At 28.7% G+C, this 18,201-nt stretch carries 14 protein-coding genes; 5 read left to right on the plus strand and 9 right to left on the minus strand.

The genetic code is table 11. The features are described from left to right. The first annotated feature begins 65 nt into the window (after nucleotides 1-65). From EPJ79_RS06185 to secG, 3 genes are all read left to right on the plus strand, one after another. A complete protein-coding gene (locus EPJ79_RS06185) occupies nucleotides 66-1,865 on the plus strand; it encodes a DUF262 domain-containing protein (protein ID WP_147738831.1) in 1,800 nt (599 codons plus the stop codon). A gap of 10 nt (nucleotides 1,866-1,875) precedes the next feature. Then, nucleotides 1,876-3,348 carry a glutamate synthase subunit beta gene (locus tag EPJ79_RS06190; protein ID WP_147738832.1) on the plus strand — a complete coding sequence of 491 codons (1,473 nt, stop codon included), beginning with the start codon at nucleotides 1,876-1,878 and terminating at the stop codon, nucleotides 3,346-3,348. Nucleotides 3,349-3,423: 75 nt separating this feature from the next. Then, on the plus strand, nucleotides 3,424-3,747 hold the full coding sequence (gene secG, locus EPJ79_RS06195) for a preprotein translocase subunit SecG (protein ID WP_147736658.1): 324 nt from the start codon (nucleotides 3,424-3,426) through the stop codon (nucleotides 3,745-3,747). A gap of 72 nt (nucleotides 3,748-3,819) precedes the next feature. Here secG and EPJ79_RS06200 read toward each other — a convergent pair whose 3' ends face one another. The 4 genes from EPJ79_RS06200 to trxA all read right to left on the minus strand — a co-directional run bounded on the left by EPJ79_RS06200 (nucleotide 3,820) and on the right by trxA (nucleotide 8,102). Further along, nucleotides 3,820-4,380 (minus strand): hypothetical protein, encoded by a 561-nt coding sequence (locus tag EPJ79_RS06200; protein WP_147738833.1) that lies wholly within the window; start codon nucleotides 4,378-4,380, stop codon nucleotides 3,820-3,822. A gap of 2 nt (nucleotides 4,381-4,382) precedes the next feature. Beyond that, a complete protein-coding gene (locus EPJ79_RS06205) occupies nucleotides 4,383-5,939 on the minus strand; it encodes an NAD(P)H-hydrate dehydratase (protein ID WP_147738834.1) in 1,557 nt (518 codons plus the stop codon). A 19-nt stretch (nucleotides 5,940-5,958) separates the two neighbouring features. Continuing rightward, nucleotides 5,959-7,707, minus strand: coding sequence for a hypothetical protein (locus EPJ79_RS06210; RefSeq protein WP_147738835.1), 1,749 nt, complete (start codon nucleotides 7,705-7,707; stop codon nucleotides 5,959-5,961). A 77-nt stretch (nucleotides 7,708-7,784) separates the two neighbouring features. Beyond that, nucleotides 7,785-8,102 (minus strand): thioredoxin, encoded by a 318-nt coding sequence (gene trxA, locus EPJ79_RS06215; protein WP_147525944.1) that lies wholly within the window; start codon nucleotides 8,100-8,102, stop codon nucleotides 7,785-7,787. Between the two features lie 371 nt (nucleotides 8,103-8,473). On the opposite strand from trxA, the gene EPJ79_RS06220 reads away from it, so the two are divergent. Further along, nucleotides 8,474-9,280, plus strand: coding sequence for a FliA/WhiG family RNA polymerase sigma factor (locus EPJ79_RS06220; RefSeq protein WP_147559909.1), 807 nt, complete (start codon nucleotides 8,474-8,476; stop codon nucleotides 9,278-9,280). Between the two features lie 137 nt (nucleotides 9,281-9,417). Then, nucleotides 9,418-12,537 (plus strand): efflux RND transporter permease subunit, encoded by a 3,120-nt coding sequence (locus EPJ79_RS06225; protein WP_147738836.1) that lies wholly within the window; start codon nucleotides 9,418-9,420, stop codon nucleotides 12,535-12,537. A gap of 50 nt (nucleotides 12,538-12,587) precedes the next feature. Here the strand turns inward: EPJ79_RS06225 and EPJ79_RS06230 are convergent, their stop codons facing one another. The 5 genes from EPJ79_RS06230 to EPJ79_RS06250 all read right to left on the minus strand — a co-directional run bounded on the left by EPJ79_RS06230 (nucleotide 12,588) and on the right by EPJ79_RS06250 (nucleotide 18,132). Then, on the minus strand, nucleotides 12,588-14,216 hold the full coding sequence (locus EPJ79_RS06230; protein WP_147738837.1) for a PTS transporter subunit EIIC: 1,629 nt from the start codon (nucleotides 14,214-14,216) through the stop codon (nucleotides 12,588-12,590). A gap of 38 nt (nucleotides 14,217-14,254) precedes the next feature. Then, nucleotides 14,255-14,935, minus strand: a complete 681-nt coding sequence (locus EPJ79_RS06235; RefSeq protein WP_147738838.1) for an N-acetylmannosamine-6-phosphate 2-epimerase — start codon at nucleotides 14,933-14,935, stop codon at nucleotides 14,255-14,257. Nucleotides 14,936-14,952: 17 nt separating this feature from the next. Continuing rightward, complete coding sequence (locus EPJ79_RS06240; RefSeq protein ID WP_147738839.1) at nucleotides 14,953-15,825, minus strand: alpha/beta hydrolase; 873 nt, start codon at nucleotides 15,823-15,825, stop codon at nucleotides 14,953-14,955. 392 nt (nucleotides 15,826-16,217) lie between these two features. Beyond that, a complete protein-coding gene (locus EPJ79_RS06245) occupies nucleotides 16,218-16,658 on the minus strand; it encodes a MarR family winged helix-turn-helix transcriptional regulator (protein WP_147738840.1) in 441 nt (146 codons plus the stop codon). A 115-nt stretch (nucleotides 16,659-16,773) separates the two neighbouring features. After that, complete coding sequence (locus tag EPJ79_RS06250) at nucleotides 16,774-18,132, minus strand: MATE family efflux transporter (RefSeq protein WP_147738841.1); 1,359 nt, start codon at nucleotides 18,130-18,132, stop codon at nucleotides 16,774-16,776. Nucleotides 18,133-18,201 lie beyond the last annotated feature (69 nt).

Below are 18,201 nucleotides of genomic sequence, written 5' to 3' on the forward strand. Positions count from 1 at the left end.
AATTGAAAATATAAAAAATTAAAGTAAAATATAAAAATAGAATTATAAAGTTTTAAGGAGTAAAAATGTCAGGATTTCAATCACCAATAACTATTGACGAGGCAATGAAACGCATAAAAAATAACGAATACTTGCTTCCAGCATTTCAAAGAGGATATGCTTGGGGCGAAGAAAATGCCAAAAAAGGAGCAGAAAAAATTGAGTTGCTTTTTGATTCTTTAATGAAAGACTATCCAATAAATTCAATGCTTTTTTGGAAAGTTAAAGATGAGAGCAAAACAGCTTGGAAATTTTATAGTTTTTTAGACTATTTTAGGGAACGGTATCATAGACGAAATGATTTATTTGATACAAAAGGGCATAAAGATTTTTATGCAATTTTAGATGGACAGCAACGACTTACTTCATTGTATTTAGCTTTACATAGTCGGTATGAGATTCGTAAACAAAGAAGTAGAATGGAAGATAACGATAAATATTTTGAAATTTGTCATTTTTACTTCAACCTTACACAAAATCAACCATTACCAGAAGATGCAGATATAGAATATCAGTTTAAATGGCTTGATAAAAATATAACAGATGAAAAGACTATATACATAGATAAATACAATCAAAAATGGTTCAAAATAGGAGATTTTTATAAATACGCATCAAGTAGAGTAAGAAGTATATCTAAAGAATATGATTTAGAAGAGAGAGAAGAAGAAAGACTCGATTTGCTACATCAAAAAATATTTGATAGGCATTTTATTAATTTTTATTTAGAGGAGGAACAAAATCCAGATAAAGCCGTCCATATTTTTATACGCACGAATTCTACGGGAGCTAAATTAGATTTTTCTGATGTTTTATTTAGTATTGCTATTGCTAATTGGAAAAAACTTGATGCAAGGACAGAAATCAATAATTTAATAGATTTTATTGGTCAACAATTTTCTTTTACTATTAGTAAAGACTTAATACTTAAAGGTTTTTTATATCTTTTTCATAGTAATATAAAATTTCAAATTAATAGTTTTGATAAAAATTTTATAGAGTATATTGAACAAAGGTGGGATAGTATTAAAAATTGTTTTATTGAAACTTTTAGATTATTAAAGAATTTTGGTTTAGACACTAAAACTTTATCGTCACACAATGCTATCTTACCAATATTATATTTCATTTACCACAAAAATCTAACAGAACATATTGTTGATTCTGTATCTCAAAAAGAAAATAGAGAGTTAATAAAAAAATGGCTTTTAAGGGCATTGCTTTTAAGAGCTTTTAAAGCTAGTGTAGATGCAGTGCTAACAAATATGCGAAAAGCTTTTATAAAAAATTTTAAACAAGATAATAAAAAATATTTTGACGAAAATATTGATATATTCCCACTTAAAAAAATTGAAAAAGAAGGAAAATATAGCCAAAGCATTAATGAAGAATTTTTAGAGGATAAAATGTGGTATCGTAAAAATAGTTCTGAAGCTTTTGCAATCCTTTCATTTTTGTATCCAGATTTAGATTATAAAAATAATAATTTTCATAAAGACCATTTACATGCTGAAATTTTATATGAAAAGTATGAAAAAATAGGTAAGGCAAAGAAATTAAAAGACCCAAATTATGATTATTGGGATTTTGAAGTATATGATACTATACCAAATTTACAAATGCTTGATGCAAATGAAAATAAAGCTAAACAACATAAGCCATTAGAACAATGGGTAAAAGAAAATTGTAAAAATGAAAGTGATAGAAAAGAATTTTTGAAACGGCATTTAATACCAGATATTGATTTATCATTAGAAAACTTTGATAATTTTTATGAGTTAAGAAAAAAATTATTAATAGATAAACTAAAGAAAATTTTAAATTAAGGAGTGAAAAATGGGAAACCCGAGAGGATTTTTAGATTTTCAAAGAGTGGAATTAATAAAACTCGAACCAGAAGAGAGAATAAAAAATTATAGAGAGTTTAGCGAATTGCCAAGCAAAAAAGAACAGGAAAGGCAGGGCGGAAGATGTATGAATTGCGGAGTGCCTTTTTGTCAAGTTGGAAAAATTGAACAGAAAAAAGAAATCGGTTGTCCGCTTAAAAACCTTATCCCAGAATGGAACGATTTAATATATAAAGGACTTTGGGAAGAAGCCTATAGAAGATTAAGCTTAACAAATCCGTTTCCAGAATTTACGGGAAGAGTTTGTCCAGCTCCTTGCGAAGATAGTTGCGTTTGCGCCATAAACGGAAAAAGCGTGACGATAAAAAATAACGAACTTGCAATAATAGAAAACGCTTATAAAGAAAATTTGATAGAGCCTATAAAACCGTTAAAGAAAAAAAATAAAAAAGTGGCAATTATAGGAAGCGGTCCTGCGGGGCTTTCATGCGCTTATAGTTTGAATATCGCAGGTTATGATGTAGAAGTTTTTGAAAGAAGCGACAGAGCGGGAGGACTTTTGATTTATGGAATTCCCGATATGAAGCTTGATAAAAATATTTTAAAAAGAACTTTAGACAATCTTGAAAAAAGCGGAATAAAATTTAACACTAATCAAAATATTAACTCTAAAGCGAAAGCTCAAAAATTAGCCGAAAAATTTGACGCTATAGTTTTATCGACAGGAGCGAGCGAACCTAAAGATTTGAAAATCGAAGGAAGAGACTTAAAAGGCATAATGTTTGCAGTTGACTTTTTAACTAAAAATACAAAAAGTTTATTTGAAAAAGGTTGCGCAGATGAGATTGCAAAAGATAAAGATGTTTTGATTATAGGAAGCGGAGATACTAGCGTCGATTGCGCCGCCGTTGCCGTTCGTCAAGGAGCAAAAAGTATAACTCGTTTTGAGAGAAGCGCAAAAAGGTCTTTGACAAGATTAAAAAATAATCCTTGGCCTTTGAAAGCGGATATTTTTAAAACAGATTACGGTTTGGAAGAGGCGATTTTTAAATATGGAAAGGACCCGAGAGATTACGAAAAACTTACTAAAAAATTTATTGGAAAAAACGGAAAAGTCGAAGGCGTTATTGCAAGAGATTTAAAAAAAGTTATGGTTGACGGAAAACTTATAAACGAAGAAATTAAAGGAAGCGATAAATTTTATAAAGCGGATTTAATTCTTTTGGCAATGGGTTTTGAAGGAAGCGAAAACAACTTAAAAGAAATTTTTGAAATAAAATTTGACGAAAAAAATAATATTAAGGATTCAAATTTTAGAGCGAAAGAGAAAATATTCGCCTGCGGAGACGCGAGAATCGGACAAAGTTTAGTAGTTTGGGCTATTGAGGACGGGAAAAAATGCGCTGAAGCTGTTGATGAGGTTTTAAGTTTGAATAATAAAGTATTGAAAAATATTATATAAAATGATATAATTTATAAATTAATTAAAACATAATTTTTTAATGAAAAATTTTATAAAAATTAAGGAATACAAATTATGAACGCATTGGTAACTTTGGGAATAGTAATTTATTCTATAGTATGCATACTACTTATTTTATTAATCATAATACAAGGCGGAAAAGCTGAAGGATTATTTTCAAGCGCTCAAGCTAATGTATTGGGAAGCCAAAGAGGAGACGCTTTAACTAAAGCTACAAGAGTTTTAGCGGCTGTTTTTATACTTGGAGCTTTATTTATATCTATGGCAATAAGCGCTCAAAAAACGGCTTTTGAAAATGTATCTAAAACTACTAATACAACGCCTTTAACCGCTCCAGAAGAAAATTTGGAAAATACTAACGATACGACTTCAAATTAAATTTAAGTTTCAATTAAAATAGATTGTTTCGAGTATTGTATATTTAAAAAAATAGTTTTGTAAAAATAAAAATTATTTCTTTAATTTGCTTATATTTATATTATTCGTAAAAATTAAATTGTCATCCAAATTTAAAACAATTTCAAGTTTATTTGCATTATTCCAATGATTTTTATCAAATTGAATTTTAAAACCTATTCTCTGCTCGTTTGGAAAAGAAATATTATAAAAATTATTGTTTCCGTTAAATACTAATTTTTTATTTTTATATAATGAAAACAAAACTTTTAAATTATATATCTTATTATCGTTTGTATAATTTATGTTTTTTAATTCTATAGTTGGAACTACAGCATTGCCATAAAAATCTAAATTATTTATTTTAATTTCTATAGGATTATTTCCTCTTCTTAAAGAAGCGAAAAAAGGAATATTATCTAATAAGCCCCATTTCATCATAAAAAATATTATTACAAAAAAAGTGAGAAACGCTCCGTATAAAAACATAAATCTTCTTTTAGCAAAAGGGCTAACTTTCACTTTTGGAATAGGTTTATAAACTCTATGCTCTCTTTTATCTTTATTATAGAATTCTAATTCGGGTCTTTTAGGGTCGTAAACTTCTCTTGGCAATTTTAAATCCTTTTTAATATTTTGCTTGCGTATAAAGTTAAATCTTTTGGCTGAATAGAATCGTTTCCAAATATTTTTGCAGCTTTATTAAAAGCTTTCGACTGAATCATAAGAGATAATTTTGCAGATTCTACAATATTTAATTTTCTTGCAAGAAAAGAGCCTATAAATCCCGCTAAAATATCTCCCATTCCCGCTTTTCCCATAGAAACCGTTGGATTATAATTTATATATATATCGTTATCTTTCATAAAAAAACTAACGGCGTCTTTTAATATAATAGACGCTTTTGTTTTTTCTCTGAATATCGATAAATAATTATAAGGATTTTTCAAAGCTTCAATATGATTTATACCCGTTAATTTTTCAAATTCGTATATATGAGGCGTGAGTATAAAATTTTCTTGCAATTCTTCCAAAGTATTTTGAAACATTAAATATAAAGCATCCGCGTCAATAACTGTAGGAATATTAATCTGTTTTAATATAGAGTTTATAAAAACTTCTGTAGACATATCTCTTCCTATTCCCGAACCTATTACACAAGCATCGCTTTTATTTATATCGTTTGCTATAATAGTATCGTTTTCGGTAAAATATTTTTGATTATCTTCGCCTACTCCTATAATAACAACTTCGGGCATTTGAGGAATAATTATATTTTTGACAATTTCGGCAATTCCTTTTGGAACATATAACCTTATAAATCCAACTCCGCTTCTATAAGCCGCATTAACGGATAAAACTGCAGCGCCTATATAATCCGAACTGCCCGCAACTATTGCAAGATTTCCCTGTTCTCTTTTGCTAAAAAAAGCGTTTCTTTTTATTTTTATTTCTTCTCTTAATTTTTTATCGTTATAATTTATTAATAAAGCTTTATATTCAGAGTTATCGAGTATTTCTTTTGGAAATATAGATTTTATAATAAATAATTTTCCAATATATTCTCTTGTTTCGTATAAAAAGAATATATCTTTCGCGAAACATATAGTATAAGTTTCATGAGCCTTAAAGCATGTATTTATATTTTCAAAATCGTTTATTTTAGAAGATAATCCCGAAGGAATATCAATTGCTATTCTTATAATATTTAAAGAGTTCAATTTATCTATTAATAATTTTTCTATTCCGTCTAAAGCCCTATTTCCTCCCGTGCCAAATAAAGAATCTACGGCAATATCTCCTTCTTCAATATTTTCTAATATTTCAAATACTTTCTCTTCGCTTCCCAAATAAACAATATCAATTCCCATATTTTTTAAAATATTAAAATTAATATATGTATCTTTATTTACTCTGTCAATATTTCCCGTTAAATAAACTTTTACATTATAGCCGTTTTTTATTAAATATCTCGCTATTGCAAGTCCGTCTCCGCCGTTTCCTCCGACTGACGAAAATATATGAACGCGTTTATTATACAAGGCTTTTCTATGTCTTTTAATAAGAAAATAAAATATTTCGCTTGCGACATGCTCCATAAGAAGAATCGAAGGAATTTTTTCAGTTGTTTTTTTATCGATATTTATTAATTCCTCTACGGTTACGACTTTCATATATAATCCTAATATTTTATTATTTTACAACCGCCATAAAAGACGAAATTATACTTCCGTTTAATTTATTATATTTTGAAATTTGAGAATATAAATTTACTATTCTGCCATTTTGAGCCAATATATTTGAATAAACTCCGCTCGGTATAAGAGGCGCATTAGTAGTAAATACATTTTTATCGTAATAATAAGATAATTTTAAAGACCATAATGCATGCCCGTTCTTTTTGGCGCTAATAAAATTCGGATATAATATTATAAACGATTTTGATAAAGTATTATAAAAATATTTAATATCTTCTATGCTATTAGTATTATTTTTTGGCGATATCATACTTTCTGGAAGTTTTTTATAACTAATAGAACTTCCCTTTTTAATAACGGCGTCTACTTTATATTTTTGATTATTATAAGCGTATATTAAAGGCCAGTATGTGACATCGTTATATAATTCTTTTGATAAATCCCAATAATACATATTTGAAGCTAATTTATAAGAAAATAAATCTTTTGAATCTATATAACTAAAATATTCGTTGACTATATTATATAAATTTTTATCGTCTATATTATAAGTTAATCCTTCGTTAAAATTAGGATAATTTATAAAAGATATTACTACAAATGCTACAACGACTATAAACGCTGCAGCGATTAAAATTGGGTAAGGATTTGTATTTTTCTTTTTTCTTATAGTTATTCTATCTCTAGTTATTTTATTGTTAGTTATTTTTTTATCTATTTTTTCTACTTCATTTATACTGCTTATTTTATTTACGACTCTTTGAGTATTTCTATTTTCAAAAAACTCTTTCTCAAAATGATTTATATCTTGAGATTCTTGCTCTTTATATTCTTTAATTGATTTGTATTTTTCTTCTTTATTTTTCAAACTATTTTTATTAGAATATAATTCGTCTAATTCTTTAGATATATTATCTATAATTTTATCTATATTAAATCTCTTATCTACAAAATATAATAATACTTCGTCCGCTTCAAATTTTATATGTCCATCGCTATAAAAGAAAGTTCCGAAATATTCTATATATACTCTCTCTCCGTTGTCAACAATATGCCTTATAGATTCTAATATAGTTTCGTAAACTTGTATTTTTCTATCGTTATTTGAAATATCTTTTATAGATTCGTCAAAAGCTATATCATGACTTCTGAAAATTAATTTGCAATTATTAACGAATATATAACCTATATCATATATATAAAATACATTGTCGTTTATAATTGAAAGAATAATATTTTTAAATAATTCGTTTACCAAAGATATAACTTCAAATTTGCTTTTCTTAAATCTGCTTGATAATCTTCTTGTTAAAGCGGTGGAAGTTATTTTATTTAATTTATCGTTTTGCTCTTCGACTAAATAGCTTAAATTATCCGAACATTCAAAATTAATATATCCGTCTTTATAATAGAAAGTTCCAAAATCTTCTATATATATTATTTCCGCATTGTCTATAATATGTCTCATAGTTTCAAATACGGCTTCATAATAAGATTTTTGTCCGTAATATTTGCCGACTATATTTTCTAAAGAAACATCGAATGCGATATCGGCGTTTCTAAAAATAACATTGGAGTTTTTATCCGAATAAATATATCCCAAGTCGTATATATAAAATACTTTTCCATCGACAATAAATTGGGCTATTCTTGAAAATATATATTTTATAGAATCGTTAATTTCTTCTTCCGATTTTCTAAATCTGTTTGATAATCTATCTATCAAAGTATTATTGCTAAACATCGCTACCCCTTAACTTTTAGAATAAGATTTGATATAATAAAAACCTAATCTTTAGAATTAGGTTTTTATCTTTAAACTTATAGATATTCTTTTAGCCATTCTTTTAATTGGCTTTCATTTTTCATGCCTTCGGCTCTTTTCAAAACTTCTCCTTTCTTAAAAACTATCAATGTAGGAATCGATTGAACTCCGTATTTGGCTGCAATCTCTTCGGCTTCGTCTACATTAACCGCTCCGAAATTCATTTTGCTAGAATATTCGTCAGCAACCTTATGCAATACAGGAGTTTGCATTTTACAAGGTCCGCACCATTCTGCAAAAAAGTCTATTAAAGTAGCCCTATCTTCAGACACTGTAGAGTCAAAAGTTTCGGCATTTAATTGTGATACTGACATATTGTTATCCCCATTTTATAATTTCTTATAGTCTAACTTTTTTTAAATAAAAGTCAATAGATTTTAACCGAATTTATGATTAATTTTTTTATTTTTAATCTATAAAATTATGCATAATTAAATATAAATTTTTATCTAAAATCATATATTTTAAATAATTTTTTATTATTTTTAATTAATAAAAGCGAATAAATAATTTAATTTTTAATTAATTAAATTTAATAAAAATAAAGTATTATAAATAAAATATTAATAATATAAAACTACTTGTTTATAGTTAATTAATATTGACTATTATAAGTTTTTAATATATTCTTAAAATGAAAACCTTATTTTAAAAAGGATTTAAGACATAGTCTTTAAAATATTTTATGAATAAAAAAAATAAATTGCCAGAAATTAACGAAGAAAATGAAAAAGAATATTGGGCGGAATATCAAAAAACTTTATCGCCTCAAATAAGAGAAGCTATCGTTAAAAAATATGCTGGTTTGGTAAGATACGCCGCTAATAGAATAAAAATTAGTTTTAAAAATACAAGAGATATAGAATTTTGCGATTTGGAAGGATACGGTTCTATCGGACTTTTAGAGGCTATAGAAAGATATAATCCGAGTAAAAATATAAAATTTAAATCGTTCGCTCTTTGGAGAATACATGGCTCTATAATAGACGCTCTTAGAGATTTAGATATTTTGCCGCGCTCTATTCGTCAAAAATTAAAGAAAATAGATAAAGCGAGAGAGATACTTGAAAGCAGAATAAAGGGAGATGTTAAGCCTGAAGAAATAGCGAATATGATGGGAATTCCTATAGACGAATATAACGAGCTTATGAGATATAATATAGATTTTGCCGTTACTTCTTTAAGCGAAATTTGGTATCTTGGAGACGATTCGGATGAATTATCTATTATAGACACTTTAAAATCAAGCGATAGAACAAATCCCGAATATATGGCTGAAAGACAAGCCGTTCAAAAAGAAATAGTAAAAGCGATAAAAAAACTTCCCGCAAAAGAACAGGAAATATTAATATTATATTATTATGAAAGACTTACTTTAAAAGAAATAGGAAAAGTATTGGAAATATCGGAAAGTAGAGTATCGCAAATCCACACTAAAGCAATACAAGATTTAAGATATAGTCTTTCTGAAATAAAAAAATCTTTATTATAAAATATTTATTAAACTACTATTTTGTTAAATTAAAAAATTAAGCTTAAAAATATTTTGACAATTCAAATTAATTAACATAATATATTTAAAACTTAATTTATATTTATTCGTCTAAAATATAACGAGGTTTAAATTAAATGAAATCTTTTATAGGTTTGGTTGTAAAAAGACCAATAACCGTGATTATGATAATAATATCCGTTTTGATATTAGGATTGATAAGTTTGTCGCGTCTTTCGATTGATTCTATGCCGAATATGCAAATGCCTTATATAAGCGTTCACACGAGATATAGAAACGCGGGACCAGAAGAGATAGAAAAATCGATTACAAAAATTGTTGAAGGAGCTATTGCAACCGTTAATAATATAAAAAATATAACATCATACTCGAGAGAAAATTCTTCCGATGTAATGGTTGAATTTAATTGGGGAGTTAATTTAAGAGAAGCAAGCGAAGATATAAGAGAGGCTTTGGAGAGAATATACGATTTGCTTCCCGATAATGCAGATAAACCGAATATAAGAAAATTTGCAACTGACGACACTTCATTAATGGAGGTTGCAATTTACGGTTTGGAAGATAAAGCTACTTTATATACAATCGCCGAAAATCAAATCGCTCCTAAAATAAAACAAGCTAAAGGCGTAGCTCAAGCCGAAACGAGAGGAGGATTGAAAAGACAAATTAAAATAGATGTTAATTTGAATAGATTAAAAGCCTATAATATAAATATAAATCAAATATCCGAAGCTCTTTCAAGAGATAATAATAATTTAGTAGGCGGACAGGCAAATCATGGTTTTTATAAATATACAATAAGAACTATGGGCGAGATAGAAAGCATAGACGATATAAAGAATATTGCAGTCGACTTAAAAACGAATACTTATGGAGCTAAAGCGATAGTAAAAATAAAAGATTTAGCTGAAGTTTACGAAGGATACGACAACGAAGTTCATATAGTAAAAATAAACGGAGAAGAATCGGTTTCAATAGCGGTAAATAAAGAATCGGGAGCGAATACGGTTGAAGTTGCAAAAAATGTTAAAAGAAAATTAGAAGAATATAATTTTCCCGAAGGCGTCAATTACGAGATAATGTTTAATAACGCAGACGGAATAAACGATGCCATTAAAGGAGTTTTAACAACGGCTTGGCAAGGCGGATTATTTGCGATTATAATTCTTATGATTTATATGTGGAATTTAAGAAGCGTTTCGGTAATTGCTATTTCTATTCCTCTGTCTATAATAATAACTTTTACTTTAATGTATTTTATGAATATCACTTTAAATGTTATCTCTCTTTCGGGGCTTGTTTTGGGAATTGGAATGATGGTAGATAATTCTATTGTCGTTTTGGAAAATATATTTTATTACAGGAACGAAGGTTATGGAAAATATTCAAGCGCGATAAACGGAGCTTATAAAGTATCTCTTGCAATAAGCGCGTCAACTTTTACTACAATAGCCGTATTTATGCCGTTTTTATATATTGAAGGAATGACAAGTCAAATGTTTAGAGATTTATGCATTACGGTTGCAATATCAATGATAGCTTCTTTACTTGTCGCATTAACTATAGTTCCAATGTTTGGGGCGAGATTGGTAAGCGCTAAAAAATCAAAAATATTTTCTAAATTTGAAATTATAACTAATAAATATATTCATTCAAATATAAGCGGTATTTATAATAAAATATTAATGTTTTCGATAAAAAATAAAAAAACAATATTGATTCCTTCAATTATATTTTCAATAATAATTTTAGCTTTAGGATTAAAATTTATAGGCAAAGAAGGATTTCCAAGAACTGACGAAGGACAATTTATGATTATGGTTACAATGCCTATTGGAACGAAAAGCGAACAAACGGCGTCTTTTGTTTCTCTTATGGAAAAAGATATTAAAGAAATAATTAAAAACGATTTAAAAAGATTTCAATCGAGAATAAGAACGGGAAGCGAATCGAGTTGGGCAAATATAAGAGTTGAACTTAAAAGCAAGAAAAATAGAAAAATAAAAAATATAAACGAATATATAGAAATTATAAGAGATAAACTTCGCGTATATCCATGCACGATAAATATATGGTCTTTAGATTCTATGCGTGGAGATAGAAACAGAGGAGAATTTTTAAGAATAGAATTATTGACGGACGATTTGATTAAAGCTAAAGAGCTTGGAAATAGAGTAGTAAACGCGATTTCAAATATAAGCGGAATACAATATGTTTGGCTTCAAGAAGACGAATCAAATAGAGAATTGCAAATTTTTGTTAATAGAGATATTGCCGCAAAAATGGGGCTTAAAGTAAACGATATTGCAAAAATAATAAATACGAGTTTCGCAGGATACAAGGCTACTACTATAACGCCAAAAAATTCCGATTGGAATGATATTGATGTAACAGTTCAACTTGAGAATTCGGATAAAGTGACGATTGAAGATATTAAAAAAATAAGCGTTCCCGTAAAAGAAGTTTTAATTCCATTATCTTCTATAGCCGATATAGTGAAGAGCTACGGTCCAAATATGATATACAGAAAAGACAGAAAGAGAGTGACAACGGTTTATGCAAATATTTCAGAAAAACCTTTAAACGAAGTTATGGCGGAAATTAAATATAAAATGAATAATCAAATATTTATTCCCGCTGGAATATCTATAAATTACGCGGGAGATTTTGAGGATATGAAAGAGGCTTTTAATCAACTTATTTTAGCTTTAATTTTAGCTTTAGTTTTGGTTTATTCGATTATGGCGAGTCAATTTGAATCTTTTATAGCGCCTTTAATTATAGCTTTAGCCGTTCCTTTTGGACTTGCTGGTTCGTTAATTGCTTTATTTATATCGAAAACTACTTTAAGCGCATATAGCGCGATTGGATGCGTAGTTTTAGTAGGAATAGTAGTAAATAACGGAATCGTTTTAATCGATTATATGAATCAACTTATGAGAGAAAAAAATATAAACGGAGATGAAGCGGCTTTAGAATCTGGCAATAGAAGATTAAGACCTATTCTTATGACTACATTAACTACAATACTTGGAATACTTCCAATGGCTTTGGGTTCGCAGAGCGGAAACGAAATGTATAAACCTTTATCAATAGCTTTGCTCGGCGGACTTTCAATATCGACAATATTTACTTTAATTATAGTTCCTACAATTTACGGCGCTATAAGAAATAAAATTCCTTTGAAAGATTATGATAAAAAAGATTTTGAGAGTAAGAAGGATTTTATTAAATAATAAAAGCGTATATCGATAAAATACCAATATGCGCTTTTATAAAAGTTTAATTATTTTATATTATATTTTTGTATTATTTTATTTTTATATACTTCGGCTTGAGTTCCGTAAATTGCTTGTATTCCGTTGCCTATCCTTAATACTTTTTTAGAATTAAGAGAATTCCAAACTTTATCGTCCGCTACTTTATTAGGGTCTTTAACTGTCACTCTTAATCTTGTGATGCATGAATCTATATTTTCTATATTATCTACTCCGCCTAAAGCCTCTACTATAGAATCTATTATTTTGTCATCGTCAATATTTGATTTTTCTCTTTCGTTATAATCCGCTCTTCTATATAATTTTGCCTCTCCGCCCGCTCGTCCTGGCGTTATAAAATTAAATTTAATTATCAAAAATTTGAATAGGAAATAATAAACTATAGAATATATAGGTCCTAATATTAAAATCCATTGATACGAAGTTTTAGACATTCCTTGCAATAAACCGAAAAAAGTAAAATCTATTAAGCCTCTTGAAAAAGTAACGCCTACGGCAACATTTAACATATACAAAAGCATATATGATAATCCTTCTAAAATCGCATGAATAACATAAAGCAATGGAGCTACAAATAAAAAAGTAAATTCTATAGGTTCTGTAATTCCCGTTAGAAACGAAGTTAAAGCCGCTGATAATAATATGCCTTTTACTTTCTGCTTATTTTCATCATCCGCTACATTATACATAGCCAATGCGGCTGCGGGAAGTCCGAACATCATAGGCAGATAGCCGCCTTGCATAGTTCTTGTCGCTGCCGAACTAAAATGCGCTACTGTCGGGTCGGATAATTGCGCAAAAAATATTCTCTGTCCTCCAGCAATCATTTGTCCGCTCACCTCCATTACTCCGCCTAATTCTGTATACCAGAATAAAGGATAAATTGCATGATGAAGTCCAAATACATTTAACATTCTCATACAAGCTCCGTAAAAGAAAGTTCCTATATATCCCGTAGCCGCAAATAATTCGCCTCCATGAACTATCGCTTTAAATATGCTTGGCCAGATAAAAGGAAATATAGCCGCTAAAGGTATAAAAAATATCATAGTTAAAACGGCAACAAATCTATTCCCGCTAAAAAACGCTAAATAATCGGGCAAAGTTTGATTTGCAAATTTATTTGTTATAAAAGCGGATAATAAACCGCATATAATTCCGCCGAAAACTCCCGTCTGTAAAGTAAATATTCCAAGCTCTCTCGCATATAAAGCCGCTGTTCCAGCCGCTTCTCCCGAACTTAATCCCGAAGCTATTAAAGCGTCTACCGTAGTATTTTCAGGATTATAGCCTTGAAAATTTAATATTACTCCTATAACGGTATGGAATAATAAGAATCCTACAACAGCAGAAAGAGCCGCCGTCTCTTTGCTTTTATCCGCCATTCCTATGGCTATACCGACTGCAAATAAAAGCGGTAAATTTGCAAATACGAAATTACCAGCGTTAAAAAATAGAATCAAAATATAATTTAACGCCGTTCCGCTTTTTAAGAAAGTTAAATTATAAGTTTCTATTAATACTGGACTTGTGAAAGCTCCTCCTACTCCAAGCAATATACCAGCCATTGGCAATATAGCTATCGGAAGCATAAAGGACCTTCCTATTTTTTGTAATACGGCAAATGCATTTTTCATTTTGCCCTCCTTAAATTAATAATTTTTATGCGTTTAATCTATATAGATTCTATCGCCTTAATAAATTTTTCCGCTATTTGTTTAGGTCTAGTTATAGCTCCTCCAACTACTACGGCTAAAGCTCCCATTTGAATCGACTTTTTAGCTTTTTCGGGAGTGTCTAAATTTCCTTCTGCAATTACGGGTATCTTTACCGCTTTCAAAACCTCTTGTAATGTATTTAAAGGATTATCTCCTTTTGTATAATCGGTATATCCGCATAATGTAGTGCCGACTATATCTATTCCTATTTTTTCAGAATAAACCGCTTCATCTACATTAGATATATCGCCCATTACAATTTGATTTGGGTATTTTTCTTTTATATTTTTTACAAAATACTCTAATTCTACATTATCGGGACGCTGTCTTCTTGTAGAATCTATGGCTATAATATCTACGCCTTCTTCCACTAATTCATCAACTTCCTTTATAGTCGGAGTAATATATACATTACAATTTCCATAATTTCTTTTTATTATTCCTATGATAGGCAGATTAGTATTCTTTTTAATCTCTTTTATATCGGATATAGTATTTGCTCTTATTCCTCCAGCGCCAGCTTGAGTGGCTGCTAAAGCCATTTTTCCCATTATAAAAGAACTATATAAAGGTTCGTCTTCTAATGCCTGACATGACACTATGAGTTTTCCTTTTATTTGATTAAAAATTTCTTTCATACCAAAACCTTAATTAATTATTCTACGGTAGAAAATCCGTTTCTTACTTTTGATGTTTTATCCGTAGAAATTAATCCCTGCCTCAAACCGTCTCGCCATACTTTCCAAATATGTCCTCCGTTTACAATTCTTAATTCAACATTGTTTCCTAAATTTTTTAATTCTCTATATATCGATACGGCTCTTTCTTGAAAATCTTCTTTTCCTTCAGAATTTACTAAATTATCATCGTCTCCTATAACAATATAAATTTCAGATTTAAGTTTAGAGGAAACTTTTTTCTTATACGATTCAAGATAATTCGTCCAATATGAATTTCGTATATCTTCTTGAGTGACAGGAGAAACTTCTAAAAATTCATCCGTAAGTTTGTCATAAACGGCAGGACTTAATAAAATTAATCTCCCAAAAAGTTCGGGATTTCTTAAAAAGAAGTTTAAAGAACCGCTTCCTCCCATTGAAAGCCCGCCTATTATAACCCTATCTCTTTCATTTGAAACTTTATAATTTTTAAATATAAACGGAAACAAATCTTTTTCGTAAGCAGTTTGAATTTTTTCTTTACTGTCTATATACCATGTATTTCCTCCGTCAGGCATAATAACTACCATAGGCTCTATAGCTTCCGTTTCATAAATAAGTTCGTCAAAAATAACGGATGCGCTTCCCTGCTGAGGGTCAGTCCAATCTTTTTCATTCCCATACAATCCATGTAGAAGAAAAAATACATTAAAATTTTTATTCTTATTATTATTATAATCTTTGGGAAGATAGATTTTATATTTTATATCTCTGCCAAGCGTTTGAGAATACATTGTTTTTTCTTCAACCTTTCCTCTTGCAAAAACGCAACATGAAATTGATACAAATAGTAATAATATCTTTTTCATATAAACTCCTTGTTAAAGTATTTATAATTAACTCTTAAAGAATAAGAGCAAACTAACTTATCAAATAAAAATATAGAAATGCTTAAAAAATAAACATAATATATTTTAAAAATTAAAGTGTAGTGTAGTGTAGTGTAGTGTAGTGTAGTGTAGTGTAGTGTAGTGTAGTGTAGTGTAGTGTATCGGTTGGTGGTACTTCTATTTTTATTTATAACATTTCTCATATATTAATTATAATAAAATAATTTAATTTTGTCAAGCGTTTTTAATAAAAAATTTAAATAAAAATTTTATTTTTTGTTATTTTCGCCATTTTTTTGTCATTGCAATGGCTTTAACTAGCGACAATCCTAAAGAGACACAGAGCTAAGTCAAGCATAGCCATAAATCAACTAATTCTTAATATAATTTTCCATAAATCTTATAAGTTCTTTTTGATAATTTACATAATTCTTAATATCTTCGTCAGATAAGCATTTTAACATATTTATATCCAAATTTTCTAATCCTTCTATAATTGGTTTTGCAAATTCAATTCCTTTTTTAGTTAAACTTATAAGTCTGTTTCTTTTGTCTTTCGGATTAATTTCTCTTTTTACATAACCTTTTTTTTCAAAATTATCAAGTATCGAGCATACGGTTTGTTTTGGCAAAGCAAGTTTTTCAGCCAAATTATTTTGTATGCATTCTTTACTATTATAAATTATATCCAAAGTAAATAAAGCAATACCGCTTATGCCGTATTGTTTTGCGAATTTATAATAAAATCTATTTGATGCATAAAAAAGATTATACAAAGTTTCTATATATTTTTTGATTTCTTCATTTTTCATTTTTAATCCATAATTTAATTTTACGCTTATTCTATTAAATAATAAATTTAAAATAAAACAAGCTAATTGACGGCAAAAGTTTTTATACTTTCGCCATCATTTTAAAACTTGTATATTAAATATTTTTATAAATCGCTTTATTTAAAATTTTATCGTTATTCGTTTTAAAGAATAATAATAAAAATAAAATCAATAATATAATTTGGACGGTTGGAATTGCAAACCATACTCCATTTAATTTGAAGAATATAGGCAAAATCAATATGCATAAAGGACCTATACATAAAGGTTCGATATAAGTCAAAAGCGTAGAATAAACTCCGTTTCCCGAAGAATAAAAATAAGAAGTTCCTAATCTAACTATCGACTGCATCAAAAATGTAAACGCTATTATTGGCAATGCGAACGATATTATATTATTCGCTTCCTCTGACGCTCCGAAAATAAAACCAAAATTATTTTTAAAAATTAAAACCGCCGAAATAAATAAAGCGCTTAAAATCAAAGAGGCAATAATTCCCTTCTTAAAAACTCTTTTCATTAATTTGTATTCTCCAGCTCCTTTAAAAAAACTAATCATTGGCTGACAGCCTTCCGCTATTCCTTCAAAGAAGAGCAAAGTCGAATTATATATATAATTTGCAACCGAATATGCGGATACTGCAATCTCTCCTCCGTATTTTAAACATTGCAAATTATTTAGTATAACTATAAGAGAAGGCGACATTATCATACCGAAAGGCGATAATCCTATAAATAAAGTTTTCCTGCTCATTTTTAGATTAAACTGTTTCAAGCTAATTTTCGTTCTGCTTTTCTTTCTTATAAAGAGATAATATATTCCGCAAATTGCAACTATTCCTTCGGCTATTATCGTGGCTAGAGCCGCTCCGAACATTCCCAAATTAAAAACCATCATAAATAAATAATCTAATATTATATTCGTTATAAGTCCAGAGCTTACAAAAGCCATAGCATGAATTGTTTTACCTTGATTTCTTATTATTGGCATGCATCCCATTGATATTATTTGAAAGCATCCGCCTAAAATAATTACGGTTATATAAGAGTTTGCTTCTTTAAATATTTCTCCTCTCGCTCCAAGCAAATGTATTATTGGATTTTTCAATATAAATAATATTGTCGTTAATAAAACGCTTGCTATAATCAAATTTAAGAAAGTATTTACTTTAGCTTGATTTGATTTTTCTATCTCTCCCGCTCCAAGATGAATAGACATTATAACCGAGCCTCCCATACCAATCATAGAACCTATAGCGAATAATATGCTTCCTATTGGGTAAATTATATTAATAGCCGCAAGTCCCTTATCTCCTAAAGTATTGCCAACGAAATATCCGTCAACGACCGTGTAAAGTCCGCCTAAAAGAGTTCCTATCATAGCGGGAATGATATACTTGAAGAATGATTTTTGCATCTCTTCAACCGTTCTTGTTTGTTTTACTTGTTTCATAAAATCTCCTTTTATTTAAATTAATTTTTTATATTTATCCGAATTCGGTTAGTATTATTTCGGACTATT

Origin of the sequence: Brachyspira aalborgi (assembly GCF_008016455.1) — a bacterium.
GTDB classification, from domain to species: domain Bacteria; phylum Spirochaetota; class Brachyspiria; order Brachyspirales; family Brachyspiraceae; genus Brachyspira; species Brachyspira aalborgi.

Bases quoted from the DNA above. Each gene is read 5' to 3' on its own strand.
- EPJ79_RS06185 (WP_147738831.1), top strand. From the start codon at position 66: ATGTCAGGATTTCAATCACCAATAACTATTGACGAGGCAATGAAACGC.
- EPJ79_RS06190 (WP_147738832.1), top strand. From the start codon at position 1,876: ATGGGAAACCCGAGAGGATTTTTAGATTTTCAAAGAGTGGAATTAATA.
- secG (WP_147736658.1), top strand. From the start codon at position 3,424: ATGAACGCATTGGTAACTTTGGGAATAGTAATTTATTCTATAGTATGC.
- EPJ79_RS06205 (WP_147738834.1), bottom strand. From the start codon at position 5,939: ATGAAAGTCGTAACCGTAGAGGAATTAATAAATATCGATAAAAAAACA.
- EPJ79_RS06210 (WP_147738835.1), bottom strand. From the start codon at position 7,707: ATGTTTAGCAATAATACTTTGATAGATAGATTATCAAACAGATTTAGA.
- trxA (WP_147525944.1), bottom strand. From the start codon at position 8,102: ATGTCAGTATCACAATTAAATGCCGAAACTTTTGACTCTACAGTGTCT.
- EPJ79_RS06220 (WP_147559909.1), top strand. From the start codon at position 8,474: ATGAATAAAAAAAATAAATTGCCAGAAATTAACGAAGAAAATGAAAAA.
- EPJ79_RS06225 (WP_147738836.1), top strand. From the start codon at position 9,418: ATGAAATCTTTTATAGGTTTGGTTGTAAAAAGACCAATAACCGTGATT.
- EPJ79_RS06230 (WP_147738837.1), bottom strand. From the start codon at position 14,216: ATGAAAAATGCATTTGCCGTATTACAAAAAATAGGAAGGTCCTTTATG.
- EPJ79_RS06235 (WP_147738838.1), bottom strand. From the start codon at position 14,935: ATGAAAGAAATTTTTAATCAAATAAAAGGAAAACTCATAGTGTCATGT.
- EPJ79_RS06240 (WP_147738839.1), bottom strand. From the start codon at position 15,825: ATGAAAAAGATATTATTACTATTTGTATCAATTTCATGTTGCGTTTTT.
- EPJ79_RS06245 (WP_147738840.1), bottom strand. From the start codon at position 16,658: ATGAAAAATGAAGAAATCAAAAAATATATAGAAACTTTGTATAATCTT.
- EPJ79_RS06250 (WP_147738841.1), bottom strand. From the start codon at position 18,132: ATGAAACAAGTAAAACAAACAAGAACGGTTGAAGAGATGCAAAAATCA.